Source organism: Rhodanobacter lindaniclasticus (assembly GCF_004799035.1).
Taxonomy (GTDB): Bacteria; Pseudomonadota; Gammaproteobacteria; order Xanthomonadales; family Rhodanobacteraceae; genus Rhodanobacter; species Rhodanobacter lindaniclasticus.
Genome location: NZ_MWIO01000013.1, coordinates 57,475 through 80,908, shown reverse-complemented (window position 1 = coordinate 80,908; position 23,434 = coordinate 57,475). Strand labels below are relative to the sequence as shown.

Below are 23,434 nucleotides of genomic sequence, written 5' to 3'. Positions count from 1 at the left end.
GCCGATGCCTTCGGGCGTCGCTTTTGTAGGAGCGCACCTTGTGCGCGATGCTCTTCGGCTTGGGTGAAGATCAAGAGCATCGCGCACAAGGTGCGCTCCTACTGGTATCGGGGTAGGGAACTCCGTATAATCACCGGTTCGACCCGCCGGAAGGGTCGTGCACCGATCGTGGCAGGACGGAAAGAGCAACCCGCGGTTGCCGCCAGATCAGTCAGAAACGGGATCATTCCCACTCAAGGAGCATTCCATGCCCAAGATCAAGACCAACCGGGCGGCGGCGAAGCGTTTTCGCAAGACCGCGTCGGGCAAGATCAAGTGCGGCCACGCGTTCAAGTCGCACATCCTGACCAAGAAGTCGACCAAGCTCAAGCGTGGTCTCCGTGCCCCGAACCACCTCAAGGCGTGCGACGCCCCGGGCGTGGCTCGCATGCTGCCGTACTTGTGAGGAGATAGACCATGGCTCGTGTAAAGCGTGGCGTCACCGCTCGTCGTCGTCACAAGACCATCATCGGCCGCGCCAAGGGCTACTACAACGCCCGTCGCAAGGTCTTCCGCGTCGCCAACCAGGCCGTCATCAAGGCCGGTCAGTACGCCTATATCGGCCGCAAGCAGCGCAAGCGCCAGTTCCGTGCACTGTGGATCGTGCGCATCAACGCTGCCGCGCGCATGTTCGGGCTTTCCTACAGCCGCCTGATCAATGGGTTGAGCAAGGCGGGCATCACCGTCGACCGCAAGGTCCTGGCTGATATCGCCGTGCACGACATCAAGGCGTTCGGGGCCATCGCTGACAAGGCGAAGGCCGCCCTGGCTGCTTGATCGTCGCCTGCGACGATAGAATGTGAATCAAGCGGGGAGGAGGCCACACGCCTCCTCCCCGTTTTCGTTTTTGCACGTCCGAACCGGGACCGCACCGATGGAAGATCTGGAACGCCGGGCCGCGCAGGCGCTGGCTGCTATCGAACAAGCCGACACGCTGGACACGCTGGAGTCCCTGCGCGTGGGCCTGCTGGGCAAGAGCGGCATCGTGACCGCCGCGCTGAAGACCCTGGGCACCCTGGCGCCCGAGCAGCGCAAGGCGCGCGGTGCCGAAGTGAACCGTGTCAAGGAACGTCTCGTCGATGCGCTGGCGACGCGCAAGGCCGTGCTGGAGCAGGCCGAACTGGATCGAAGGCTTGCCTCCGAGGCGATCGACATTTCGCTGCCCGGCCGCGATGGCGAGCGTGGCGGCATCCATCCGATCACCCGTGCGCTGGAACGCATCGCGTCGATCTTCGCGCGGCTCGGCTATCAGCGCGTCGACGGTCCGGAGATCGAGGACGACTGGCACAACTTCGAGGCGTTGAACTTTCCGCCGCACCATCCGGCGCGCGCGATGCACGATACCTTCTACTTCGGTGATGGGCGCCTGCTGCGCACGCACACTTCGCCGGTGCAGATCCGCACGATGGCCGGCCGCCAGCCACCGATCCGCATCATCGCGCCGGGCAAGGTCTACCGCAGCGACTCGGACCAGACCCACTCGCCGATGTTCCACCAGATCGAGGGTCTGCTGGTCGACGAGACTTCCAGTTTCGCCGACCTCAAGGGCACCCTGGCCGAGTTCATCCGCGCGTTCTTCGAGCGCGATTTCGAGATGCGCTTCCGCCCCAGCTATTTCCCCTTCACCGAGCCTTCGGCCGAGGTCGACATCCGCTGGGAGACCGAGGATGGCCAGAGCCGCTGGCTGGAGGTGCTCGGCTGCGGCATGGTGCATCCGAACGTGCTGGAAAACTGCGGCATCGATCCGGAGCGCTACACCGGCTTCGCCTTCGGCCTCGGCGTGGAACGCTTCGCCATGCTGCGCTACGGCGTCTCCGACCTGCGCGCGTTCTTCGAGAACGATCTGCGGTTTCTCAGGCAGTTTGCCTGAGAAGCGGGATTCGGGGTTGGGGATTCGGGATTCGCAAGAGCCTCGGATGCCTGCCTTTCCGAATCCCGAATCCCCAATCCCGAATCCCGGACTCAAACCATGAAATTCTCCGAAAACTGGCTGCGTGAACTGGTCGAGGTCAACGCTGACCGTGCGGCATTGGCGCATGCGCTGACCATGGCCGGGCTGGAGGTGGAAGAGCTCACGCCGCTGGGTGATGGGTTGGCTGGCGTGGTGGTGGCCGAGATCGTCGCGGCCGAGAAACATCCTCAAGCCGACCGGCTGCAGGTGTGCAAGGTCGATGCCGGGCAGGGCGAGCCGCTGCAGATCGTGTGCGGTGCGCCGAACGCGCGGGTGGGCATCAAGGTGCCGCTGGCGACGGTGGGCGCGACGTTGCCGGGTGGCATCGCCATCAAGGCGGCCAAGCTGCGTGGCGTGGAATCGTTCGGCATGTTGTGTTCGGCGAAGGAACTGGGCATCGACGCCGATGCCTCCGGCCTGCTGGAACTGCCCCTGGATGCGCCGGTGGGCAAGCCGCTGGCAGCCTACCTCGGCCTGCCCGACGCCAGCTTCGAACTGAAGCTCACTCCGAACCGCCCCGACTGTCTCGGCCTGGTCGGCCTGGCACATGACGTGGCCGCGCTGTTCGGCAGTCACGTGAAGACAGTCGCGCAGGCGGCGGTGCCCGTGAGCAGCGAAGCGCGCCGCGGCATCCGCCTGGAGGCGGGCAAGGATGCGCCGCGCTATCTCGGGCGCATCATCGAGGGTATCGACCTGGCGGCGAAAACCCCGCTGTGGCTGGCCGAGCGCCTGCGCCGCGCCGGCCTGCGCCCGATCAACGCGGTGGTCGACGTCACCAATTACGTGATGCTGGAATTGGGCCAGCCCATGCACGCCTTCGACGACGATACGCTGGACGGCGACATTGTGGTGCGCCACGCGCACACCGGCGAGACGCTGAAACTGCTCGACGGCAACGAGGCAAAACTCGACGAAGGTTTCGTGGTGATCGCCGACGAAAAGAAGGCGCTGGCGGTGGCCGGCGTGATGGGCGGCCACGACTCGCGCGTCACCGACGCCACGCGCAACGTGTTTCTGGAGTCCGCGCATTTCGCTCCGGCCGCGATCATGGGCCGCGCACGCAAGCTGGGCCTGCACACCGATGCCTCGCACCGCTTCGAGCGCGGCGTCGATCCGGGCTTGCCGCGTCGCGCGCTGGAGCGCGCCAGCGAACTGCTGCTGGCGATTGCCGGTGGTCGGGCCGGCCCGGTGCTGGTGGCCGAGAACGCCGCGGACCTGCCGCAGCCGGTGCCCCTGACCTTGCGCCGCGCACGCCTGAAGCGCGTGCTCGGGGCGGACGTGGCGGACGCCGAGGTGGCGCGTATCTTCACCGCGCTGGGCATGCGGGTGGAAACGACCGCCGATGGCTGGCAGGTCACCGCGCCGAGCGGCCGCTTCGACATCGAGCGCGAGGAAGACCTGATCGAGGAGGTCGCGCGCATCTTCGGCTACGACAAGATCCCGACTCATTCGCCGTCCGGCGCGCTGGCGCTGGCGATCGAGCCCGAAGCACGCATCAACGAGCTGGCGCTGCGCGAGCAACTGGCGGCGCGTGGCTACTATGAAGCCGTCAACCTGTCGTTCGTGGCGGCCCAGTTGCTCTCCAGCTGGGGCTTCAACGAGCGAGTGGTGCCCCTGGCCAATCCGCTGTCGGCCGACCTGGCGGTGATGCGCCCCTCGCTGTTGCCGGGCCTGGTCGAGGCGTTGCGGCACAACCGCGCACGCCAGCAGGGTCGTGTGCGCCTGTTCGAAGTGGCGCGGGTGTTCCGGCACGGTCCGGTCGGGCGCGAGGAGCCGGGCATCCACGGCCTGACGCATCCGCAGGCCGGCGACCCGCCGGTGGAAACGCCCAGCCTGGCCATCGTGGCCAGCGGCAACGCGCGCGCCGAACAATGGGGCGAGCCGTCGCGCACGCTCGATTTCCACGATCTCAAAGGTGACCTGGATGCGCTGATCGCCTGGGGCGGCGAGCCGGAGCGCTGGTCGATCCATGCCGATGAACTGCCGTCCTGGCTGCATCCGGGCCGCGGCGCCCGCGTCGCGCGAGATGGCGAGACGGTCGGCTATCTCGGCGCCTTGCATCCCGGGCTGGCGCGGGAGCTCGATCTCGGCCCCGATGTGCACGTGCTGGAAGTGGCGCTGGAGCCGCTGCTGGCGCGTCGCCTGCCCCGGGCGACCGCGATCCCGCGCTTCCCGGCGGTGCGCCGCGATATCGCGATGGACTTGCCGGAAAGCGTCAGCTGGTCACGGATCGAACAAACCGTTCGCGGCACGCTGGGCGCGCGGCTGCGGGAGCTGCGGTTGTTCGACCGTTACAGTGGCAAAGGCGTCGAAGCAGGCCGAAAGAGTCTCGCTATGGGCTTGATTTTGCAGGACGCTTCACGCACCCTTACAGATGACGACGCGGATCACTGGGTACGCGAAGCGGTGAACGCGTTGGAGCAGACATGCCAGGGGAAACTGCGAGGATGAGATGGCGCTGACCAAGGCGGAAATGGCCGAGCGGCTTTTCCTCGACGTGGGTCTCAACAAGCGTGAGGCCAAGGAATTCGTGGATGCCTACTTCGAGGTAGTGCGCGGCGCGCTGGAGAACGGCGAGCAGGTGAAGCTGTCCGGCTTCGGCAATTTCGACCTGCGCATGAAGAACCAGCGGCCGGGGCGCAACCCCAAGACCGGCGAGGAGATCCCGATCTCCGCGCGGCGGGTGGTGACGTTCCGACCGGGGCAGAAACTCAAGGTGAGAGTCGAAGGCTATGCTGGATCAAGGGAATAACACCGAACTGCCGGCCATCCCGGCCAAGCGCTACTTCACCATCGGTGAAGTGGGCGAGCTGTGCGGTGTGAAGCCCCACGTGCTGAGGTACTGGGAGCAGGAGTTTCCGGCCCTCAACCCCGTCAAGCGCCGTGGCAACCGCCGTTATTACCAGCGCCACGACGTGCTGATGATCCGCCAGATCCGCTCGCTGCTGTACGACGAGGGCTTCACCATTACCGGCGCGCGCGCACGGCTGGAAGGCCCGCAGGCACGACTGGAATCCAGCATGTCGCACCAGATCGTGCGTCAGGTGCGGATGGAGCTGGAAGAAGTGCTGACGCTGCTGCGTCGCTGAGCGAGATCCCGCTTCCGGCAGCGCGCCACAAGCTGCTAGAATCGCCGTTTCGTCGGGGCGTAGCGCAGCCTGGTAGCGCATCTGCCTGGGGGGCAGAGGGTCGTCGGTTCGAATCCGGCCGCCCCGACCAATTCGGTTTCAGACAAAAAAAGCGCCTATTGGGCGCTTTTTTCATGTTCGGGATTCGGGACTCGGGCGTTCAATACAGCACCCGGCTGCGCAGCGTCCCCGGGATCGCCGCCATCTGCGCCTTCAACGCATTCGCCTGGGCCTCGTCGGCGCTGACGTCGATCACCACGTAGCCCACCTCGCTGTCGGTCTGCAAGAACTGCGCGTCGATGTTGAGGTTGCCGGCGGAGAACAGTTCGTTGATGCGCGACAGCGTGCCCGGCACGTTGCGGTGGATGTGCAACAGGCGGCGGCTGTGCGGGTGTTCGGGCAGGGTGACTTCCGGGAAGTTCACCGCCGACAGGGTCGAGCCGTTGTCGCTGTAGCGCACCAGCTTGCTGGCGACCTCGATGCCGATGTTGTCCTGCGCCTCCAGCGTGCTGCCGCCGATATGCGGGGTCAGGATCACGTTGTCCATGCCCACCAGCGGCGAGACGAAGGCGTCGTCGTTGCCCTTGGGTTCGAGCGGGAACACGTCGACCGCGGCGCCGGCCAGCTTTCCTTCGCGCAAGGCCGTGGCCAGCGCCTCGATGTCGACCACGCTGCCGCGCGAGGCGTTGATCAGCATGGCGCCGGCGTGCATTTTCGCCAGCTGTTCGGCGCGGATCATCAGCTGCGTGGCCGGGGTCTCCGGCACGTGCAGGGTGACCACGTCCGAGCGTTCCAGCAGCTCGTCCAGGCTGGATACCGCGCGGGCATTGCCCAGCGCCAGCTTGGTCTCGATGTCGTGGAAGATCACCCGCATGCCCAGGCTCTCGGCCAGTACGCCGACCTGGGTGCCGATGTGGCCGTAGCCGACGATGCCGAGCACCTTGTCGCGCGTCTCGTAGCTGCCGTTGGCCGACTTGGCCCAGCCGCCGCGGTGGCATTGCGCGTTCTTCTGCGGAATGCCGCGCAGCAGCATGATCGCCTCGGCAATCACCAGTTCGGCCACGCTGCGGGTGTTGGAATAGGGCGCGTTGAACACCGGCACGCCGGCCAGGCGGGCGGCGCCCAGGTTCACCTGGTTGGTGCCGATGCAGAAGCAGCCCACCGCAATCAGCCGCTTGGCCTGCGCCAGCACCTCGGCGGTGAGTTGCGTGCGCGAACGGATGCCGATGATGTGGGCTTCGCCGATGCGCGCCTTGAGTTCATCCTCGGGCAGCGACTTGGCGTGCAACTCGACCTGGCTGTAGCCCGCCCGGTGGAACACCTCCACCGCGCTGGCGCTGACCCCCTCCAGCAGCAATACCTTGATGTCCTGGCGCGGATAGGAGGTCTGCATCTTCGTGGCGTGTCCGGTGGGTGGCGGCGGTCGGTCCAGAGTAGGCGAGGAATTGCCGCACTGCAACACTGGACGTGCTCCAGCGCGGCTGGCAGTCTGTGCGGACACCCCGGAGCCGCCGCATGTCCCATGACCGCCTCGCCGATCTGTCCCGTCGCCTGCCCGAACTGCGCCTGCTGACGGCCCCGGCTGACCTCGAACACTACGGGCGTGACTGGACCCGGCGCTGGACGCCGGCGCCGCTGGCGATTGCCCTGCCGGTGTCGGTGGAGGAGGTGCAGGCGATCGTGCGCTGGGCCAACGAGCAGGCGGTGGCGATCGTGCCCTCGGGCGGGCGTACCGGTTTGTCCGGCGGCGCCGTTGCAGCCAATGGCGAGCTGGTACTCAGCCTGGAGCGGATGCAGCGCGTGCTCGGCTTCGATGCGGTCGATCGCACCCTCACCGTGCAGGCGGGGATGATCCTGCAGCACGTCCATGACGCGGCACGCCAGCATGGATTGATCTATCCGGTCGATTTCGCGGCGCGCGGCTCGTGTTCGATCGGCGGCAACATCGCCACCAACGCCGGCGGCATACGGGTAATCCGCTATGGCAACACGCGCGAGTGGATCGCCGGGTTGAAGGTGGTCGCCGGCAACGGGGAGCTGCTCGAACTCAATCGCGGCCTGGTGAAGAACTCCAGCGGCTACGATTTCCGCCAGTTGCTGGTGGGCTCGGAAGGCACGCTGGGCATCGTGGTGGAGGCGACGCTGAAGCTCACCGATCCGCCGCCGCCCTCGCAGGTGATGCTGCTGGCGCTGCCGGACATGGACGCGCTGATGCAGGTATTCGCGCTGTTCCGCGCGCGGCTGGAACTGCAGGCATTCGAATTCTTCACCGACCACGCGCTGCGCCACGTACTGGCACACGGTGCGCAGCGCGCCATCGACGGGGACCATCCGTACTACGTGGTCACCGAGTTCGACGCCGCCGACGAACGACAGCAGGAAGCGGCGCTGGCCGTGTTCGAGCAGGCACTGGAGCAGGGTTGGGTCAGCGACGGCGTGATCGCGCAGAGCGAGGCGCAGGCTGCCGCGCTGTGGCGGCTGCGCGAAGGCATCACCGAGAGCCTGGCGCCGCGGCGGCCGTACAAGAACGACATCGCGGTGCGGGTCGGTGCGGTGCCGGCGTTCCTGCACGAGATGCAGGCCTTGCTGGCACGCAAGTATCCGCGGGCCGAAGTGATCTGGTTCGGCCACATCGGTGACGGCAACCTGCACATCAACGTGTTGCGGCCGGATGATCTTGCCGAGGCCGCGTTCATCGAACAGTGCGAACACGTCACCCACCTGCTGGCGGACACGCTGCAGCGCCATGGCGGCAGCATCTCGGCGGAACACGGCATCGGCCTGGTCAAGCGGGCCTACCTGGACAGCACCCGCGACGCGGCGGAAATCGCCCTGATGCGTGGCGTGCGCAAGGTGTTCGACCCGCGGGGCATCCTCAACCCCGGCAAGCTGTTCGCCGACGATTGAGGGCCTGCAAACCGCGCCCGTGCTAGCCTTGGCGGCTTGTCTGTGGATTCGAAGGAGCCGTCATGCCGTCGTCGCCGCTGCGTTCGCTGTACCCCGAGATCGAGCCGTTCAACCGCGGCATGCTGCCGGTATCGCCGCTGCACACGCTGTACTACGAGCAGAGCGGCAACCCGCACGGCAAGCCGGTGGTGTTCCTGCACGGCGGCCCGGGCGGCGGCACCAATCCGAAGTGCCGGCGCTTCTTCGATCCGGCGATCTATCGCATCGTGCTGTTCGACCAGCGCGGCTGCGGCCAGTCGACTCCGCATGCCGAACTCACCGACAACACCACCTGGGACCTGGTCGCCGACATCGAGCGCGTGCGCGAGCACCTTGGCATCGACCGCTGGCAGGTGTTCGGCGGATCGTGGGGTTCGACCCTGGCGCTGGCGTACGCGCAGACCCATCCGGACAAGGTGACCGAGCTGGTGCTGCGCGGCATCTTCATGCTGCGCCGGGAAGAACTGGAATGGTTCTACCAGAAGGGTTGCGACGCGCTGTACCCGGACGCATGGGAAACCTATCTGGCGGCGATTCCCGAGGTGGAGCGCGGCGACCTGATGAGTGCCTACCACCGTCGCCTGACCAGCGACGACGCCGCGGTGCGCAGCGCGGCGGCGCGCGCCTGGTCGGTATGGGAAGGCGCCACCAGCTTCCTGTGGCAGGACAAGTCGCACATCGAATCGAGTGCCGCGGACGACTTCGCGCTGGCCTTTGCCCGCATCGAATGCCATTACTTCGTCAACGGCGGCTTCTTCGAACACGACGATCAGTTGCTGCGCAACGTGGATCGCATCCGCCATATTCCGGCCGTGATCGTGCAGGGCCGCTACGACGTGGTGTGCCCATTGCGCAGCGCATGGGATCTGCACCGTGCCTGGCCCGAAGCCGACCTGCACATCGTGCAGGACGCCGGCCATTCGGCGTTCGAGCCGGGCATCCTGCACCAGTTGCTGGAAGCCACCGACCGCTTCGGTCGCTGAGCCCGGTCAACGTGCGAAGGCCGCCGGTCGGCGGCCTTCGCGGGGTGTGTTCAGTGCAGTCGCCGGTGGATCAGCGGCACGAACAGGTCCACCACGAAACCGTCATGGTCCGAGACGCCGATCGCCCGCGTCCAGTCGCTGGCGCTGGCGGCATCGTCGACGGTCTGCGCCGGCGCGTCGAGGTCGGCGCGGCCGAACTGCATGTCCAGGAAGCGCAGCCGCGCCGGCACGTTGAGCAGGGCGTGGTCCAGCACCTGGAAGGTCGGCACGGTGCGCCCGGGGTTGCCGCTGCCGGCCCTGGTATAGCCCTGGATCTCGCCGAAATTCTGCGTGTACAGGAACGAGTAGCGATCGTTGGGCGGCACCGTGTTCACGGCGTTCCACAGCGCCGGCTGCACGATATTGTGGCCGAGCTTGAGCAGGTTCTGGTTGTCGTCGTAGCGGCCGGCGACCAGGTTCACCACGTCGGTCCAGCCATCGGTGAACTGGTAGGCATTGAAGTCGCCCACCACCAGCAGCGGCATGCGCGGATCGGCTTGCTGCAATGCCTGCACCTGGCTGGCCAGTGATTTCGCCTGCAGGAAGCGCTTCTCGCGATCGCGCTCGGCGTCGGCGGTATCGTCGTCGACGTTCGAGCGCGCCTTCATGTGCACCGAGATGACCTGGAAGCGCGTGTGGCCTGCCTGCGCGGTGAGCAGCAGCGGCGGGTGGTCGTGGATGAAGGCGGTGTGGCCGTCGTCGTCCCAGGTTTCGCCGGCGGCGAGTTGCTGCACCGAAAGTACCTGCACGCGGTCGCGGCGCACCAGGAAGCCCACGTTGATGCCGCTGGGATCGTGGCCGGGCAGCAGATAGGCGTCGTACGCCACGCCATAGTCGGCAAGGATCTGCGTGGCCAGGCCCTGCAGGATCGGCAGGGTCTCCACTTCCTCCGCCGACAGCACGTCGGGCAGTTGCAGCACGCTGCCGACGTAGCTGGACAGGCGCCGGGTCTTCAGCGCGACGGCGTCCGGCGTGGGCTCCTTGCTGCCGCCGCTGCAGGTGTAGGTGGTGTCGAACACACTGTCGCAGAAGCGTTCCATGTTGAACGCGCCGATGCGCAGTGCCAGCAGCGGGGTGGGCGAGACCGGCCGCGGCATTGGTGCGGCGTACGCCAGCCGGAACTGCGTGGGGATGAAGGTGTAGGCACCGAAGTCGTAGGAGATCACGCCCTCGGCGTGGAAGGTGCTGCCGGCGTTGAACGGCGTGTTCAGCGGCACCGCACCGAAGTCGGCCGTGTTCATCTTGAACACTTCCGGGTTGCCGCTCCAGTTGGGCAGGTCCACGCCTGCGGGCACCGGCACGCCGAATACCACGCCGGGCTGGCGCAGCGAGCGTCGGCCATTCGCGGTGATGCTGACCTCCGCATACGGTTCGCTGCTGAAGCGCTTGTTGCCGGTGTTGATCATGCCGTGGTCGATGCGCACGCGCATGCTCATGAAGCACTGGAAATTGGTGGCGCCGCAGGAGAGATGGTCCGGATCGGGCGAGGGCGTGCGCCGGTCGAACACGACCGCACGCGGCAGGCGCACGTGGCGGTCGACCACGTTGACCGTGGCGTTCTTCAGTTCGGTGAGGCCGTAGTAGTCGTCCACCCGTGCAGCCACGTCCACGGCATCGCCCACGTGCACTGTCGGTATGCTGTTGGTGAAGACGTACACGCCGTTGGAAGTCAGCGGGCTGGCGTCGGCGCGCGCATCGGGCGTCTGCATGGTGAAGCCCAGCGGGCCCACCGCGGTGACCACGTTGCCGTAGGTCAGCACCGACTTGCCGAGCAGGGCGGCCCGCTGCCCGCTGCCGTTGATCTGCCAGATCTCCGCCTGCACCGGGATGTCGTAATGGATGGTGCCGGTGGCGGTGGCGTCGCCCAGCGCCACGCCGTCGCCGGGATCGCTGAGCGTGACGCTGAAGCTCTTGTCGTCGGCCGGCGTGGTGCGCCCGTGCACGACCACGTTGAAACTGGCCTGGGTCTCGCCCGCGGCGATGGTGAGGGTGGTGTCCAGCGCCTCGTACTCCACGCCCGCAGTGGCGCTGCCGTTGGCGGTGGCCACGTGCACGCTGGTGCCGCCGCTCGGGGCTGCTTGGTTCATGGTGATGGTGAACGGCATGGCCACGTCACCGGCGCCATGCACGCTGATGCTGCTGTCGGCTATCGACAGCGACGGGCCCATGGCCACGCAGGGGCTGGTGCTGTTGTGCGGCTGGGTCGGGCTCACGGTGACGAAATCGGCGCTGTTGTCGCCGGTGTTCTGTGGCAGGCCGGCCGCAGTCTGTCGCCGCTGGTAGCCTTGGTCGGTATTGCTGCTGCCCAGCGAGGCCAGCGGCGTACCCGCCTTGTAGGCCGAACCGGTGCTGAGGCCCACCTGGTCGACGATGTTGCCGTCGGCGTCGAGCAGGGCCAGGCCGCCGGTGTCGGTGACGCCGGTGGCGTAGGTGAGATCGCCCGGCACGCTGCCGGAGTAGCCGCTGCTGGCACTGTTGGTCAGCAGCAGGTGGCAACCCGATGCCAGTTGCGTGCCGGCGGGGAAGGTGAGTCGCGTGCCGATGCTGCCGCTGGCGTTGGAGGCGTTGAACTTGTACGCCGACAAGTCGATGGCCGCAGGGCCGGCGTTGAACAGTTCGACGAACTCGTCGTTGCCGCCGGCGGGACCGCGGACCCGGAACTGGTCGATGCTGACGTCGGCAGCCTGTGCGGCGAACGTCGAGGCGACGCCGGCCAGCAACAGCCACAGGCCGCGTTGCGCGAGCTTTGCGAACATGGTGTCTCCCCCCGATGAAGTCCGGTCAGCCGGAACGCGCCGAGTTTATTGGCGCCACGTGACCATGCCGTGAAAGCGACGCGGCGTGCCTGTCGGGGCCGTGTTGTCAGCCGGAGGGCAGCTGCTTGGTGCCGAAGATCTTGTCGCCGGCGTCGCCCAGGCCGGGCAGGATGTAGCCGTTCTCGTTGAGCCGCTGGTCGATCGAGGCGGTGTAGATCTCGATGTCGGGGTGCGTCGCGGTGATGCGTTCGAGCCCTTCCGGTGCGGCGACCAGGAACAGCCCCTTGATGCGCTTGCAGCCGGCCGCCTTGAGCATGTCGACGGTGGCGACCAGGGTGCCGGCGGTGGCCAGCATGGGGTCGACGATCAGCGCGATGCGTTCGTCCATGCGACCGGTGAGTTTCTCGTAGTAGGTGACGGGCTTGAGCGTGTGCTCGTCGCGTTGCAGGCCGACCACGCTGACCTTGGCCGCCGGAATCATGTCGAGCACGCCTGGCAGCATGCCCAGACCGGCGCGCAGGATGGGCACGATGGTGATCTTGCGGCCCTTGATCCGGTGCACGCGCAGCGGACCGGCCCAACCCTCGATCTCCTCCTCGACCGTCTCCAGATCCTTGGTGGCCTCGTAGGTGAGCAGGGCGGCGACTTCGGAAGCGAGCTCGCGAAACTCCTTGGTGCTGATGCCGGCGCGACGCATCAGACCCAGCTTGTGCTGGATCAGGGGGTGGCGGACTTCGACGATCTTCATTGGTGGACGGTCTGGTAGCGGCGCCGGGCGCGACAGTCCGAAGAGCTTAGCGAAGCAACGCTGCCCACGCACGCGGGCGCGGGCAGCGTGTCGGGGCGTGCTCAGTGCGCGGTCGCTTCGCCTTTCAGGCAGGAGCTCATGAACGCCTTGCGGTCGGCGCCCTTGAGCGCCTTGCTCGTGGCGTCCGCATTGCAGCTCTTCATCTTCGTGCGCTGGGTCGTGCCGGTCGCCGCAGATGCCGAGGCGTGGCCCTTCAGGCACGAACTCATGAACGCCTTGCGCTCGGCGCCCTTCTTGCCGGTGGCCTGGTGATTGCAGTCGATCATCCGCTGTTGCTGGGCAGTATGCGGCTTGGTGGCTGCAGGCGTCGCCGGGCTGGCCGCGAAGGCGGTACCGGCAAAGGCGAAGGCGGCGCTGACGGCGAGCAGGCGCAGTGACAGTGACATGGTGAATCCTCCCTGGGTGACCGGCAGCTGCCGGCCGGATCAGTCTAGGCAGGGGGACACTGTCAAGGCAGTCGGCAAGTTCTTACGTGCATGAAGTATTCAGCTGCGGCGAAATGTCGTGTTTCGCCGCAGCTGGTGTGGGTGACCGCGCAGCTCAGGCCGCTTCGGCCTTGGCCTTGCGCGGACCTTCCAGCAAGGCCTTGCGCACGTGGGCGACGATCAGGTCGACCTCGGCGCTGGTGACCTTGAAATGCGGGGTGAAGCGCAATGAGTTGACGCCGCCGTGGATCACGCCGATGCCATGCTCGCGCATGTATTCCTCGGTCGAATCGGCGCCGTAGCACTTGTATTCCGGGGCCAGCTCGCAGGAGAACAGCAGGCCGGTACCCTGCACCTTGGTGATCAGGCCGCCCAGCTCGTGCTTGAGCGCACCGAGTTTGTCGACGAACTCCTTGCCGCGCTCGCGGATGTTCTGCCGCACCTCGTCGGTCAATTCGCCCAGCGTGGCCAGCGCCACGTCGAGTGCGCGCGGGTTGGCAGTCATGGTGTTGCCGTAGATGCCCTTGCGGTACAACCCGGCGGCGCGGTCGCCCACCGCCAGCACCGACAGCGGGTACTGGCCGGCGTTGAGCGCCTTGGAGAAGGTTTCCATGTCCGGCGCCGGCAGTTTCTCGAAACCGGGGTAGTCGGTGATCGACAGCACGCCGTGCGCGCGCAGGCCGGCCTGGATGGAATCGACCAGCAGCAGGGTGCCGTGCGCCTCGGTCAGCTCGCGGGCGGCACTGTAGAACTCGGGCGTCACCGCCCGTCCCGGGTCGCCTTCGCCCATCACCGGTTCCAGGAACATGGCCTCGATGAACCAGCCGTGCTTGTCGGCATCGGCGAACGCGGCCTTCAGTTGCGCCACGTCATACGGCGCCACCGTGATCACGCTCTCCTCGTGGCGGTAGCTGGCCAGGTTCTGCTGGTAGGTCTTGCGCGAGGAGTCCGAATACAGCGCCGGCGCCTCGGTGCGGCCGTGGAAGGCGCCCTTCACCGCCAGCCGCTTGATCGTGCGGCCCGCATGGCGCGCGCCGGCATCGGTCATCGCCTTGGCGTTGACGTCCGCGATGCGGCAGGCCAGCGACACCGACTCGGAGCCGGAGTTGAGGCACAGGTAATGTTCGTATGGATTCTTGCCGCGGCTGCGGCCGAGCTCCTTGTCGAGCGCGGCGGTAAAACGCATCTGCGCCACGCTGGGCGACATCACGTTGGCCATCACCTGCGGACGCGACAGCGCCGCCAGGATGGCCGCGTCGTTGTGGCCGAAACCGAGCATGCCGTAGCCGCCGTTGTCGTGCACCACCGCGCCCTTCAGCGTGACGATCCACGGGCCGCGTGCGGCGGCGGGCAGGTACGGATTGATCGCGTCGTCCGGGTAGAAGTTGACGAAACCCGCCTGCGCCTTGGCCAGTTGCTCGGCTTCGTCGAGCTTGAGGAAATCCCCCAGCTCGTCGCGCAGTTCGCGATGACGTGCGACGGCCTCGGCGATCGCCTGGCCCAGCAGCGGATCGTTCGCCGCCATGCGCTCGATGCTGGCGTCGTCCAGACCGGTGGTGCGGGGCTTGCCGCCGAATTCGCGCAGTTCGCGCAGCTGGTTGATCACACCCATGACATTCTCCTCGTAGACGTCGGCGCCTCGCACCCGGCGCGAAGCAGGCCGCTCGATCCGCGCGTGGGCGTCGTGGGCCGGAAATTCTTGCGTAGCGCAAATTCCAGCGTGGCGAGCCCCCTTCGGGGCGCCCGGACGTGGCCGGTCGCGCAAGATCAGTGGCCCAGCATAACGCGACGGGCCGGGTCTCCGGTACCCCCGGCATGACGGCTGTCACCCCCGATGACTGACGCCGGCGCATGGGCAATCGGCCCGGGAATGCCCAAGCTGCAGGCATCGAGGAGGAGCGTGCCGATGAATGTTTCCGAGCAGGTGGTAGCCCGACTGGCGGGGGTGGAGAAGCGCTACGGGCGCCTGGTTGCGCTGGAAAACACGGGTCTGCAACTGCGCCGCGGCGAACTGCTGGCCCTGCTCGGCCCCAACGGCGCCGGCAAGACCACGGCGATCAGCCTGTTGCTGGGCCTGCTGCGCGCCGATGCCGGCACGGTCGAGCTGTTCGGGCGCGACCCCCAGGATGTTCGCGCGCGCCAGCGCATCGGCGTGATGCTGCAGCACGCCGAACTGCCCGGCACGCTGCGGGTGGGCGAGCTGCTGCGCCTGACCGCGAGCTACTACCCGGCTCCCCGCAGCGTGGCGGAGAGCGCCCGCATGGCGGGCGTCGACGACCTGCTGACGCGCCCCTACGCGAAGCTGTCCGGCGGCCAGCAGCGGCGCGTGCAGTTCGCACTGGCGCTGTGCGGCCGGCCCGAGTTGCTGTTCCTGGACGAGCCGACCGTGGGCATGGACATCGAGACCCGGCAGAGGCTGTGGGCGGCGATCCGCCAATTGCTGGCCGAGGGTTGCTCGGTGTTGCTGACCACGCATTACCTGGAGGAAGCCGAGGCACTGGCCGACCGGGTCTGCGTGATGGCGCGCGGGCGGGTGATCCACGAAGGGACGGTCGAAGCGTTGCGCGCACGGGTCGCGACCCGGCGCATCCGCTGCCTCAGCGCGGTGGATGCCGGCGTGGTCTGCAGCTGGCCTGCGGTCACTGCGGCGGAACGGCGCCAGGGCCGCCTGCACGTGACCACCGAGGCGGCCGAAGCCGTGGTGCGCCGCCTGCTCGACGCCGACCCGCAGCTGAGCGAACTGGAAGTGCAGCGCGCCGGCCTGGCCGAAGCCTTCACCGAACTCACCCGCGAGTCCGAACAGGGCTTGCCCGAAACACGACGCGAGGTTGCCTGAGATGGAACATGCCATGCCGATTCCGTTGCCCGCCGCTGCCACGATGTCGCGCCGGCGCATGCTGGGCGCCTACCTGGCCGAGATGCGCAGCGAATGCCTGCGCTACCTGCGTGCGCCGGGTTTCATCCTGCCGATGACGCTGTTCTCGACGGTGTTCTATCTGATGTTCGGCGTGTTGCTCAATCACGGCGAGGCGTCGCGCTACCTGCTGGCCAGCTATGGCGCGTTCGGCATCATCGGGCCGGGCCTGTTCGGCTTCGGCGTCTCGCTGGCGATCGAGCGCGACGGCGGTCTGCTCACGCTCAAGCGCGCCTTGCCGATGCCACCGGGTGCTTACCTGCTGGGCAAGATGGTGATGGCGATGATTGCCGCGAGCGTGGTGGTCGCGCTGCTGCTGGCGATCGGCATCCTGCTGGCGCACGTCAGCTTGTCGCCCGGCCAGATGCTGGCGCTGCTGGCGACCGGTGCGTTCGGCGTGCTGCCGTTCTGCGCGCTGGGCATGTTCGTGGGCACCTTGCTCAAGGGGCAGGGCGCGCCGGGGCTGCTCAACCTGGTCTACCTGCCGATGGCGTTCCTGTCCGGGCTGTGGCTGCCGCTGTCGATGCTGCCGCGTGCGCTGCAGCGGATCGCGCCGGTGTGGCCAAGCTATCACCTCAACCAGTTGACCCAGGCGGCAGTGGGTCTGAACCATGACCCACTGCTGGGCCACGTGCTGGCGCTGGCCGGTTTCGCTGCGGTTTTCCTGTGGCTGGCGGCGCGGCGCTTGCGCCGGAATGGTTGAAGTAGGATGTCCCTCATGCCCAATCTGCGGGAGCCTGGCGCCATGCACCAGCGCATCGTCCAGTTTCTGACCCCGGCGCCGGACTCCGCGGCGGCGCGCGCCATGCAACGGGGCAAGTCGCCGTGGACCGACGCGGTGCACCTGTTGTGGTCGGCGTGGGTCTTCGTCGTGCCGGTGTGGAACGACGACGGCTGGAGCACGCGCTGGGTCGTCACCACGCTGGTGAGCTATCCGCTGTTCCTGATGCTGTATTACCGGTGCATCACGGGGCCGCGGGCGCAGGTCCGCGCCGGCGCGCTGGCGTTGGTGCTGCTGAGCATGTCGTTGTTGCCCTGGTACCCCAGCGGGCTGACCTATTTCATCTATGGCTGCGTGATGCTCTGCACCAGCGCGGGTCGTTTCCGCACCTATCTCGGCTGGCTGGCCGGACTCAATGTGGTGTTGCTGGCCGAGACCTCGCTGCTCGGCTACCCGTGGCAGGCCGTGTTCTCCATCCCGCTGACCTCGTTCATCATCGGCATCATCATCAAGGCCGAGCATGCCAGCGAGGAGAAGGACGCGCAGCTGCGGCTCTCGCACGAAGAAGTGCGTCGGCTGGCCGCCACCGCCGAGCGCGAACGCATCGGCCGCGACCTGCATGATCTGCTCGGCCATACCCTTTCGCTGATCACGCTGAAGCTGGAGCTGTCGCGCAAGTTGTTCGACCGCGATCATGCGGCGGCCAGGCGCGAAGTGGAGGAGGCGGAGAAAGTGGCGCGCCACGCCCTCGCCGAAGTGCGCAGCGCGGTCAGCGGCATCCATGCCACCGACCTGGCCGCTGAACTGGCCTCGGCGCGGCTGCTGCTGGAGTCTTCCGGCGTGTGCATGGAGTACGAGCCGCCGCCGAGCGACCTGCCGGAAGATACCGAACGTGGCCTCTCGCTGGTCCTGCGCGAGGCGGCAACCAATGTCGCGCGCCACGCCGCAGCCAGCTGCGCGAAAGTCGATTTTGTGCGCGAACCCGCCAGCGTGCGCATGCGCATCCATGACAACGGCCGCGGCGGCATCGGCGGCGACGGCAACGGTCTGCGCGGCATGCGCGAACGCGTGCGCTCGCTGGGCGGCACGCTGGAGATCAGTTCGCCCTTGCGCGGCGGCACGACGCTGCTGGTGGTGGCGCCGCTGCCGGTGTTGCGATTGGTCGCCACCTCACCCCAGGGCATCGACGGCGTGGCGGCCGCGGCGCAGGGCGGGCATTCGGCCGCCTGACGATCGAAGTCATCACGATGGAGCCGTTGCAATGTCGCTGAAGCAATCGCCGCGAGGTGCCGCATGATCCGCGTGCTGCTGGCCGAGGACCAGGCGATGGTGCGTGGCGCACTGTCGGCGTTGCTGGGCATGGAGTCGGACATGGAGGTGCTCGGTTCGGCACCGGACGGCGAGGCGGCGTGGCGCGAGGTGCAGCGCCTGAAGCCCGATGTGCTGGTCACCGACATCGAAATGCCCGGCCTCACCGGGCTGGAACTGGCGCAACGCATCCAGCGTCACGACGAGCTGCCGGTGAAGGTCATCATCGTCACCACGTTTGCGCGTCCCGGCTTCCTGCGCCGCGCGCTGGATGCCGGCGTGTCCGGTTACCTGTTGAAGGATGCTCCCGCCGAGAACCTGGCCGAGGCGCTGCGCACCGTGCATCGCGGCGGCCGCGCGATCGACCCGCAGCTGGCGCTGGAAGCCTGGTCCGAAGCCGACCCGCTGAACGATCGCGAACGCCAGGTGCTGCGCCTCGCCGGCGAGGGCCAGTCCGCCGGCGACATCGCCGCGAGACTCAACCTGTCGCACGGTACCGTGCGCAATTATCTGTCCGAGGCAATCGGCAAACTCGGCGTCGGCAACCGCATCGAGGCGTATCGGCTGGCGCGGCAAAAAGGCTGGTTGTAAGGCGGCGACAGGCGACGGGGGCGTCCATGCTGCGGGATAATGTCCCGTTTTCCGATGCCGGCCGTACCCTTGAAGAAGTCCGATTTCGATTTTGACCTGCCGCACGAGCTGATCGCGCAGGCGCCGTTGCCGGAGCGTTCGGCCAGCCGCATGCTGCTGCTCGACGTGGCCGCGCGGTCGCGGCAGGACCGCATGTTTCGCGAGCTGCCCGACTTCCTGCGCCCGGGCGACCTGCTGGTGTTCAACGACACCCGCGTGCTGCCGGCGCGGCTGTACGGGCGCAAGGAGAGCGGCGGTGCGGTGGAGATCCTGATCGAGCGGGTCACCGGCGCGCACGAGGCCACCGTGCAGCTCGGCGTCAGCAAGAAGCCGAAGGAGGGCGGCCGGATCGAACTGGCCGATGGCAGCCATGCGGTGGTGCTGGGTCGCGACGAGGGTTTCTTCCGGCTGCGTTTCGAGGCGCCGGAGCCGCTGGAAAAACTGCTGCTGAAGCTGGGCGAGATGCCGCTGCCGCCATACATCGAGCGCCACGCGGACGCCAGCGACATGGAGCGCTACCAGACCGTGTTCGCGCGCGAGCCCGGCGCGGTGGCCGCACCGACCGCCGGCCTGCATTTCGACGAGGCGATCCTGGACCAGCTGCGCGAACGCGGCGTCGAGTTCGGCTACGTCACCCTGCATGTCGGCGCGGGCACGTTCCAGCCCGTGCGCGCGGTCAATCTCGAAGACCACCACATGCATACCGAATGGCTCAATGTCGGTGCGCACCTGGTCGAGCAGATCCGGCGCACCCGTGCGAACGGCGGGCGAGTGATCGCGGTCGGCACCACGGTGGTGCGCGCGCTGGAAAGCGCCAGCAAGGACGGCCTGGTGCATCCGTTTGCCGGCGAGACGCAGATCTTCATCTTCCCGGGCTACCGTTTCAGCAGCATCGACGGCCTGCTCACCAACTTCCACCTGCCGCAGTCGACCCTGCTGATGCTGGTGTCGGCGCTGGCCGGACGCGAGTTCATGCTGGACGCGTATCGCCACGCAGTCGAACAGCGCTACCGGTTCTTCTCCTACGGCGATGCCATGCTGATCCTGCCGCACGGGGCCTGAGCGACATGCTGCATTGTTGTAGGAGCCCGCTTGCGGGCGATGCTCTTGCGATCTCCGATCCCGGCTCAAAGAGCATCTCCCGCAAGCGGGCTCCTGAACACACGATGTGGCGATGGGCGGAATGGGCCAAACCCGCGATAATGGGCCGATGACTTCCATGCAGTTCGACCTCCACGCCACCGACGGCGCGGCCCGCCGCGGGCGCCTGACGTTTGCCCGCGGCACGATCGAGACGCCGGCCTTCATGCCGGTGGGCACCTATGGCTCGGTCAAGGCGATGACGCCGCGCGACGTCGCCGACACCGGCGCGGAAATCATCCTGGGAAACACCTTCCACCTGTTCCTGCGACCCGGGCTGGAGATCGTGGAGAAGTTCGGCGGCCTGCACCGGTTCATCGGCTGGGACAAACCCATCCTCACCGACTCGGGCGGCTTCCAGGTGTTCTCGCTGGCGCACAAGCGCAAGATCACCGAGGAAGGCGCGACGTTTGCCTCGCCGGTGGACGGCTCGAAGGTGTTCCTGTCGCCGGAAGTGTCGATGCAGATCCAGCAGACGCTGGATTCGGACATCGCGATGATCTTCGACGAGTGCACCCCGTACCCGGCGACGGAGAAGGTGGCGGCCGATTCGATGGAACTCAGCCTGCGCTGGGCCGAGCGCTCGCGCCGCGCCTTCGACGACCTGAAGAATCCCAATTCGCTGTTCGGCATCGTGCAGGGCAGCGTCTACGAAAACCTGCGCCGACGCTCGGCCGAAGGCCTGGTGAGCATCGGCTTCGACGGTTACGCGATCGGCGGCCTGGCGGTAGGCGAGCCGGAGGCCGAGCGCAACCACGCGCTGGATTTCACCGTGCCCCTGCTGCCGGGGGACAAGCCGCGCTACCTGATGGGCGTGGGCCGGCCGGAGGACATCGTCGAGGCGGTGCGTCGCGGCATCGACATGTTCGATTGCGTGATGCCGACGCGCAACGCGCGCAACGGTTTCCTGTTCACCGCCGCGGGCACGCTGCGCATCCGCAACGCGAAGTACGCCGCCGATACCGGCGTGATCGAGGAGGGCTGCGACTGTTACGCCTGCAGCCACGGCTTCAGCCGCGCCTACCTGCGCCATCTCGACCGCTGCAACGAGATCCTCGGCAGCCAGCTCGCCACCATGCACAACCTGCGCTATTACCAGCGGCTGATGGGAGGCCTGCGCGAGGCGATCGCCGGGCACCGGCTGGATGGCTTCATCGCGGAGTTCTATGCCCGGCGCGGCGTGGAATGGGGGCCGGACCGTCGCCAGGGGCAGCTTTCGCCGGCCGCAGGTGACGCTGACCCCTCCCGCAAGGCATAATCGAGAATCTTTTATCGGGCGTTCAGCGGAAATCGCTGATGGCGCCATAACTTGCGAGACGCGAAGATGAGTTTTCCGCTTTCCCCCGTGATTGCCCAGGCCGCCCCGCCGCAAGGCGGTGGCATGTCCATGATCATCATGATGGTGGTCCTGTTCGGCCTGATGTATTTCATGATGATCCGGCCGCAGATGAAGCGGCAGAAGGAGCATCGCGCCCTGATCGCCGCCCTGGCCAAGGGCGACGAAGTGGTCACCAACGGTGGTCTGGCCGGGCGCGTGGAAGAGGTGGGCGACACCTTCGTCACGGTCGAGATCGCGCCGAACGTGAAGGTGAAGCTGCAGAAGGGCGCCGTGCAGCAGGTGCTGCCCAAGGGCTCGCTTAAGTCCGCATGACGGCGGCGGGGGCGCGGCCTGGTCTGCCGGCGATGGCAGCGGGCGCCTCCACTTTCCTCGATGGTGGTGAACGCCGCGGCCTGTTGCCGCGGCCTTGACGGGTTCAGGGCATGACTGATTTTCCACGCTGGAAATACGCGCTGGTCGCGCTGGTGATGGTGTTTGGCGTGATCTACGCGCTGCCGAACGCCTTTGTGCCGGTGCCGGCGGTGCAAGTAAGCGCCAACCGCGGCGCGCCGGCGATCGACCAGGCCGTGCGCCAGAAGGTCATCGACACGCTGACCCAGAAGCGCATCGCCTTCGGCAAGGTCGTGGTGGAAGGCGACAACCTGCTGGCCACCTTCGCCGACACCGACGTGCAGAAGAGCGGCTCGGACGCGATCAAGGCGCTGCTCGGCGACCAGTACACGGTGGCGTTCAAGCTGCAGTCCACCGTGCCGGAATGGCTGGGCATGATCGGTGCCCGTTCCATGCCGCTGGGCCTGGACCTGCAGGGTGGCGTGCACTTCCTGATGCAGGTCGACCAGAACGACGTCATCGACAAGCAGGAAAGCAGCTACGCGGACGACATCCGCAGCCTGCTGCGCGACAAGAAGATCCGCTATGAGTCGGTGGCGCGCAACTCGGTGCGCGGCAAGGGCGTCGCCGTGGTGCTGCGCTCGGAGGATGACCGCGCCAAGGCCGCCGACGCGATCGCCAACGAGTACACCGACCTGCTGGTGTCCAACGGCCCCAGCACGGGCGACCGTTTCGTGCTCAACGCGGTGATCAAACCCGACAAGCTGCGCGACATCGGCCGCGGCGCGATCACCCAGAACCTGCAGACGCTGCGCAACCGCATCAACGCGCTGGGCGTGTCCGAGCCGTTGATCCAGCAGCAGGGCGAGAACCACATCGTGGTCGACCTCGCCGGCGTGCAGGACCCGGCCGAGGCGAAGAAGCTGATCGGCACCGTGGCCACCCTGGAATACCGCCCCGGCATCGGTCATCCCGGCGATCCGCAGGCGCGCGAGGCGGAGAAGACCGGCAACATTCCGCCGGACGCCAACCTCTATCACATGCGCGGTACCGGCCTGCCGGTGCTGGTCAGCAAGAAGGTGATCGTGACCGGCAAGGAGCTGGTCGACGCCTCCTCCGGCATCGACCAGCAGAGCGGCACGCCCAAGGTGGACGTCACGCTCAACGCCGCCGGCGCGCGCAAGATGAGCGATTTCACCAACGCCAATGTCGGCAAGCCGATGGCGGTGGTCTACGTCGAGCGCGTGACCGAAACCAAGATGGTCGACGGCAAGGAAGTGCGCGTCCCCAAGGTCACCGAGTCGGTGATCAATGACGCCAACATCGCCAGCCCGTTCAGCCGGCAGTTCCAGACCACCGGTCTGGGCAGCCCGAAGGAAGCCTCCGACCTCGCCCTGCTGCTCAAGGGCGGTGCGTTCGCCGCACCGGTGGACATCATCGAGGAAGGCGTGATCGGCTCCAGCATGGGCGCGGACAACATCGACAAGGGCTTCAAGTCGGTGATGCTGGGCCTGGCCCTGGTGCTGCTGGCCGCGGCGATCTATTACAAGCTGTTCGGCCTGGTCGCGGACATCGCGCTGTTCTTCAACCTGGTGATCCTGGTGGCGGTGATGTCGCTGATCGGGGTAACCCTGACCATGCCCGGCATCGCCGGCATCGTGCTCACCCTGGGCATGGCGATCGACGCCAACGTGCTGATCTGCGAACGCGTGCGCGAGGAACTGCGCAACGGCTCCACCCCGCACGCGGCGATCTACGCCGGCTACGAGAAGGCCTGGTCGACCATTCTGGACGCCAACGTCACCCACCTGATCGCGGCACTGGCGCTGACCACGATGGGTACCGGTGCGATCAAGGGCTTCGGCATCACGCTGATGATCGGCATCCTGACCTCGCTGTTCACCTCGGTGACGCTGACCCATGCCTTCACCGCGGCGATTCACGGCCACCGCAAGCTCAAGACGCTGTCGGTCTAGG

At 67.2% G+C, this 23,434-nt stretch carries 21 protein-coding genes and 1 tRNA gene; 17 read left to right on the top strand and 5 right to left on the bottom strand.

The window, feature by feature from the left end; genetic code table 11:
* The first annotated feature begins 247 nt into the window (after positions 1–247).
* From rpmI to B1991_RS03710, 7 genes are all read left to right on the top strand, one after another.
* Complete coding sequence (gene rpmI, locus B1991_RS03740) at positions 248–445, top strand: 50S ribosomal protein L35 (RefSeq protein ID WP_008213504.1); 198 nt, start codon at positions 248–250, stop codon at positions 443–445.
* Positions 446–456: 11 nt separating this feature from the next.
* On the top strand, positions 457–816 hold the full coding sequence (gene rplT, locus B1991_RS03735; protein ID WP_136257363.1) for a 50S ribosomal protein L20: 360 nt from the start codon (positions 457–459) through the stop codon (positions 814–816).
* 97 nt (positions 817–913) lie between these two features.
* Positions 914–1,909, top strand: coding sequence for a phenylalanine--tRNA ligase subunit alpha (gene pheS, locus B1991_RS03730; protein ID WP_136257362.1), 996 nt, complete (start codon positions 914–916; stop codon positions 1,907–1,909).
* A 99-nt stretch (positions 1,910–2,008) separates the two neighbouring features.
* Positions 2,009–4,441, top strand: coding sequence for a phenylalanine--tRNA ligase subunit beta (gene pheT, locus B1991_RS03725; protein WP_136257361.1), 2,433 nt, complete (start codon positions 2,009–2,011; stop codon positions 4,439–4,441).
* A 1-nt stretch (position 4,442) separates the two neighbouring features.
* Positions 4,443–4,742: an integration host factor subunit alpha gene (gene ihfA / locus B1991_RS03720; RefSeq protein ID WP_136257360.1), complete on the top strand. Its 300-nt coding sequence runs from the start codon at positions 4,443–4,445 to the stop codon at positions 4,740–4,742.
* Entirely contained in the window at positions 4,723–5,079 is a 357-nt protein-coding gene (locus B1991_RS03715; protein ID WP_077513841.1) for a MerR family transcriptional regulator, read from the top strand. Before ihfA ends, B1991_RS03715 begins: the two co-directional genes overlap by 20 nt.
* A gap of 53 nt (positions 5,080–5,132) precedes the next feature.
* Positions 5,133–5,209 (top strand) — tRNA-Pro (locus B1991_RS03710).
* Between the two features lie 69 nt (positions 5,210–5,278).
* Here the strand turns inward: B1991_RS03710 and serA are convergent.
* The gene (serA, locus tag B1991_RS03705; protein ID WP_136257359.1) at positions 5,279–6,511 is read right to left on the bottom strand and encodes a phosphoglycerate dehydrogenase; all 1,233 of its coding nucleotides are present in this window, start codon (positions 6,509–6,511) and stop codon (positions 5,279–5,281) included.
* Between the two features lie 122 nt (positions 6,512–6,633).
* Here serA and B1991_RS03700 point away from each other — a divergent pair, with 122 nt between their 5' ends.
* Positions 6,634–8,025: an FAD-binding oxidoreductase gene (locus B1991_RS03700; RefSeq protein WP_136257358.1), complete on the top strand. Its 1,392-nt coding sequence runs from the start codon at positions 6,634–6,636 to the stop codon at positions 8,023–8,025.
* Between the two features lie 62 nt (positions 8,026–8,087).
* Positions 8,088–9,047: a prolyl aminopeptidase gene (gene pip / locus B1991_RS03695; RefSeq protein WP_136257357.1), complete on the top strand. Its 960-nt coding sequence runs from the start codon at positions 8,088–8,090 to the stop codon at positions 9,045–9,047.
* Positions 9,048–9,097: 50 nt separating this feature from the next.
* Here the strand turns inward: pip and B1991_RS03690 are convergent, their stop codons facing one another.
* From B1991_RS03690 to B1991_RS03675, 4 genes are all read right to left on the bottom strand, one after another.
* Positions 9,098–11,842, bottom strand: a complete 2,745-nt coding sequence (locus tag B1991_RS03690) for a lamin tail domain-containing protein (protein ID WP_136257356.1) — start codon at positions 11,840–11,842, stop codon at positions 9,098–9,100.
* Between the two features lie 106 nt (positions 11,843–11,948).
* Positions 11,949–12,590, bottom strand: coding sequence for a uracil phosphoribosyltransferase (upp, locus tag B1991_RS03685; protein ID WP_136257355.1), 642 nt, complete (start codon positions 12,588–12,590; stop codon positions 11,949–11,951).
* Positions 12,591–12,691: 101 nt separating this feature from the next.
* Positions 12,692–13,036: a PsiF family protein gene (locus B1991_RS03680; RefSeq protein WP_136257354.1), complete on the bottom strand. Its 345-nt coding sequence runs from the start codon at positions 13,034–13,036 to the stop codon at positions 12,692–12,694.
* A 154-nt stretch (positions 13,037–13,190) separates the two neighbouring features.
* Positions 13,191–14,687 carry an aminotransferase class III-fold pyridoxal phosphate-dependent enzyme gene (locus tag B1991_RS03675; protein WP_136257353.1) on the bottom strand — a complete coding sequence of 499 codons (1,497 nt, stop codon included), beginning with the start codon at positions 14,685–14,687 and terminating at the stop codon, positions 13,191–13,193.
* A 294-nt stretch (positions 14,688–14,981) separates the two neighbouring features.
* Between B1991_RS03675 and B1991_RS03670 the strand changes: the two genes are divergently transcribed.
* From B1991_RS03670 to secD, 8 genes are all read left to right on the top strand, one after another.
* Positions 14,982–15,911 (top strand): ABC transporter ATP-binding protein, encoded by a 930-nt coding sequence (locus B1991_RS03670; RefSeq protein WP_136257352.1) that lies wholly within the window; start codon positions 14,982–14,984, stop codon positions 15,909–15,911.
* Between the two features lie 13 nt (positions 15,912–15,924).
* On the top strand, positions 15,925–16,692 hold the full coding sequence (locus B1991_RS03665) for an ABC transporter permease (protein ID WP_425466646.1): 768 nt from the start codon (positions 15,925–15,927) through the stop codon (positions 16,690–16,692).
* A 15-nt stretch (positions 16,693–16,707) separates the two neighbouring features.
* Entirely contained in the window at positions 16,708–17,940 is a 1,233-nt protein-coding gene (locus tag B1991_RS03660) for a sensor histidine kinase (RefSeq protein ID WP_246031041.1), read from the top strand.
* Positions 17,941–18,003: 63 nt separating this feature from the next.
* Entirely contained in the window at positions 18,004–18,609 is a 606-nt protein-coding gene (locus B1991_RS03655; protein ID WP_136257350.1) for a response regulator transcription factor, read from the top strand.
* A gap of 69 nt (positions 18,610–18,678) precedes the next feature.
* Positions 18,679–19,710, top strand: a complete 1,032-nt coding sequence (gene queA, locus B1991_RS03650; RefSeq protein WP_136257490.1) for a tRNA preQ1(34) S-adenosylmethionine ribosyltransferase-isomerase QueA — start codon at positions 18,679–18,681, stop codon at positions 19,708–19,710.
* Positions 19,711–19,858: 148 nt separating this feature from the next.
* Complete coding sequence (gene tgt / locus B1991_RS03645; protein WP_168709574.1) at positions 19,859–21,046, top strand: tRNA guanosine(34) transglycosylase Tgt; 1,188 nt, start codon at positions 19,859–19,861, stop codon at positions 21,044–21,046.
* Between the two features lie 66 nt (positions 21,047–21,112).
* A complete protein-coding gene (yajC, locus tag B1991_RS03640) occupies positions 21,113–21,439 on the top strand; it encodes a preprotein translocase subunit YajC (RefSeq protein WP_136257349.1) in 327 nt (108 codons plus the stop codon).
* Between the two features lie 110 nt (positions 21,440–21,549).
* Positions 21,550–23,433, top strand: coding sequence for a protein translocase subunit SecD (secD, locus tag B1991_RS03635; RefSeq protein ID WP_136257348.1), 1,884 nt, complete (start codon positions 21,550–21,552; stop codon positions 23,431–23,433).
* The last annotated feature ends 1 nt before the right edge of the window (position 23,434 follow it).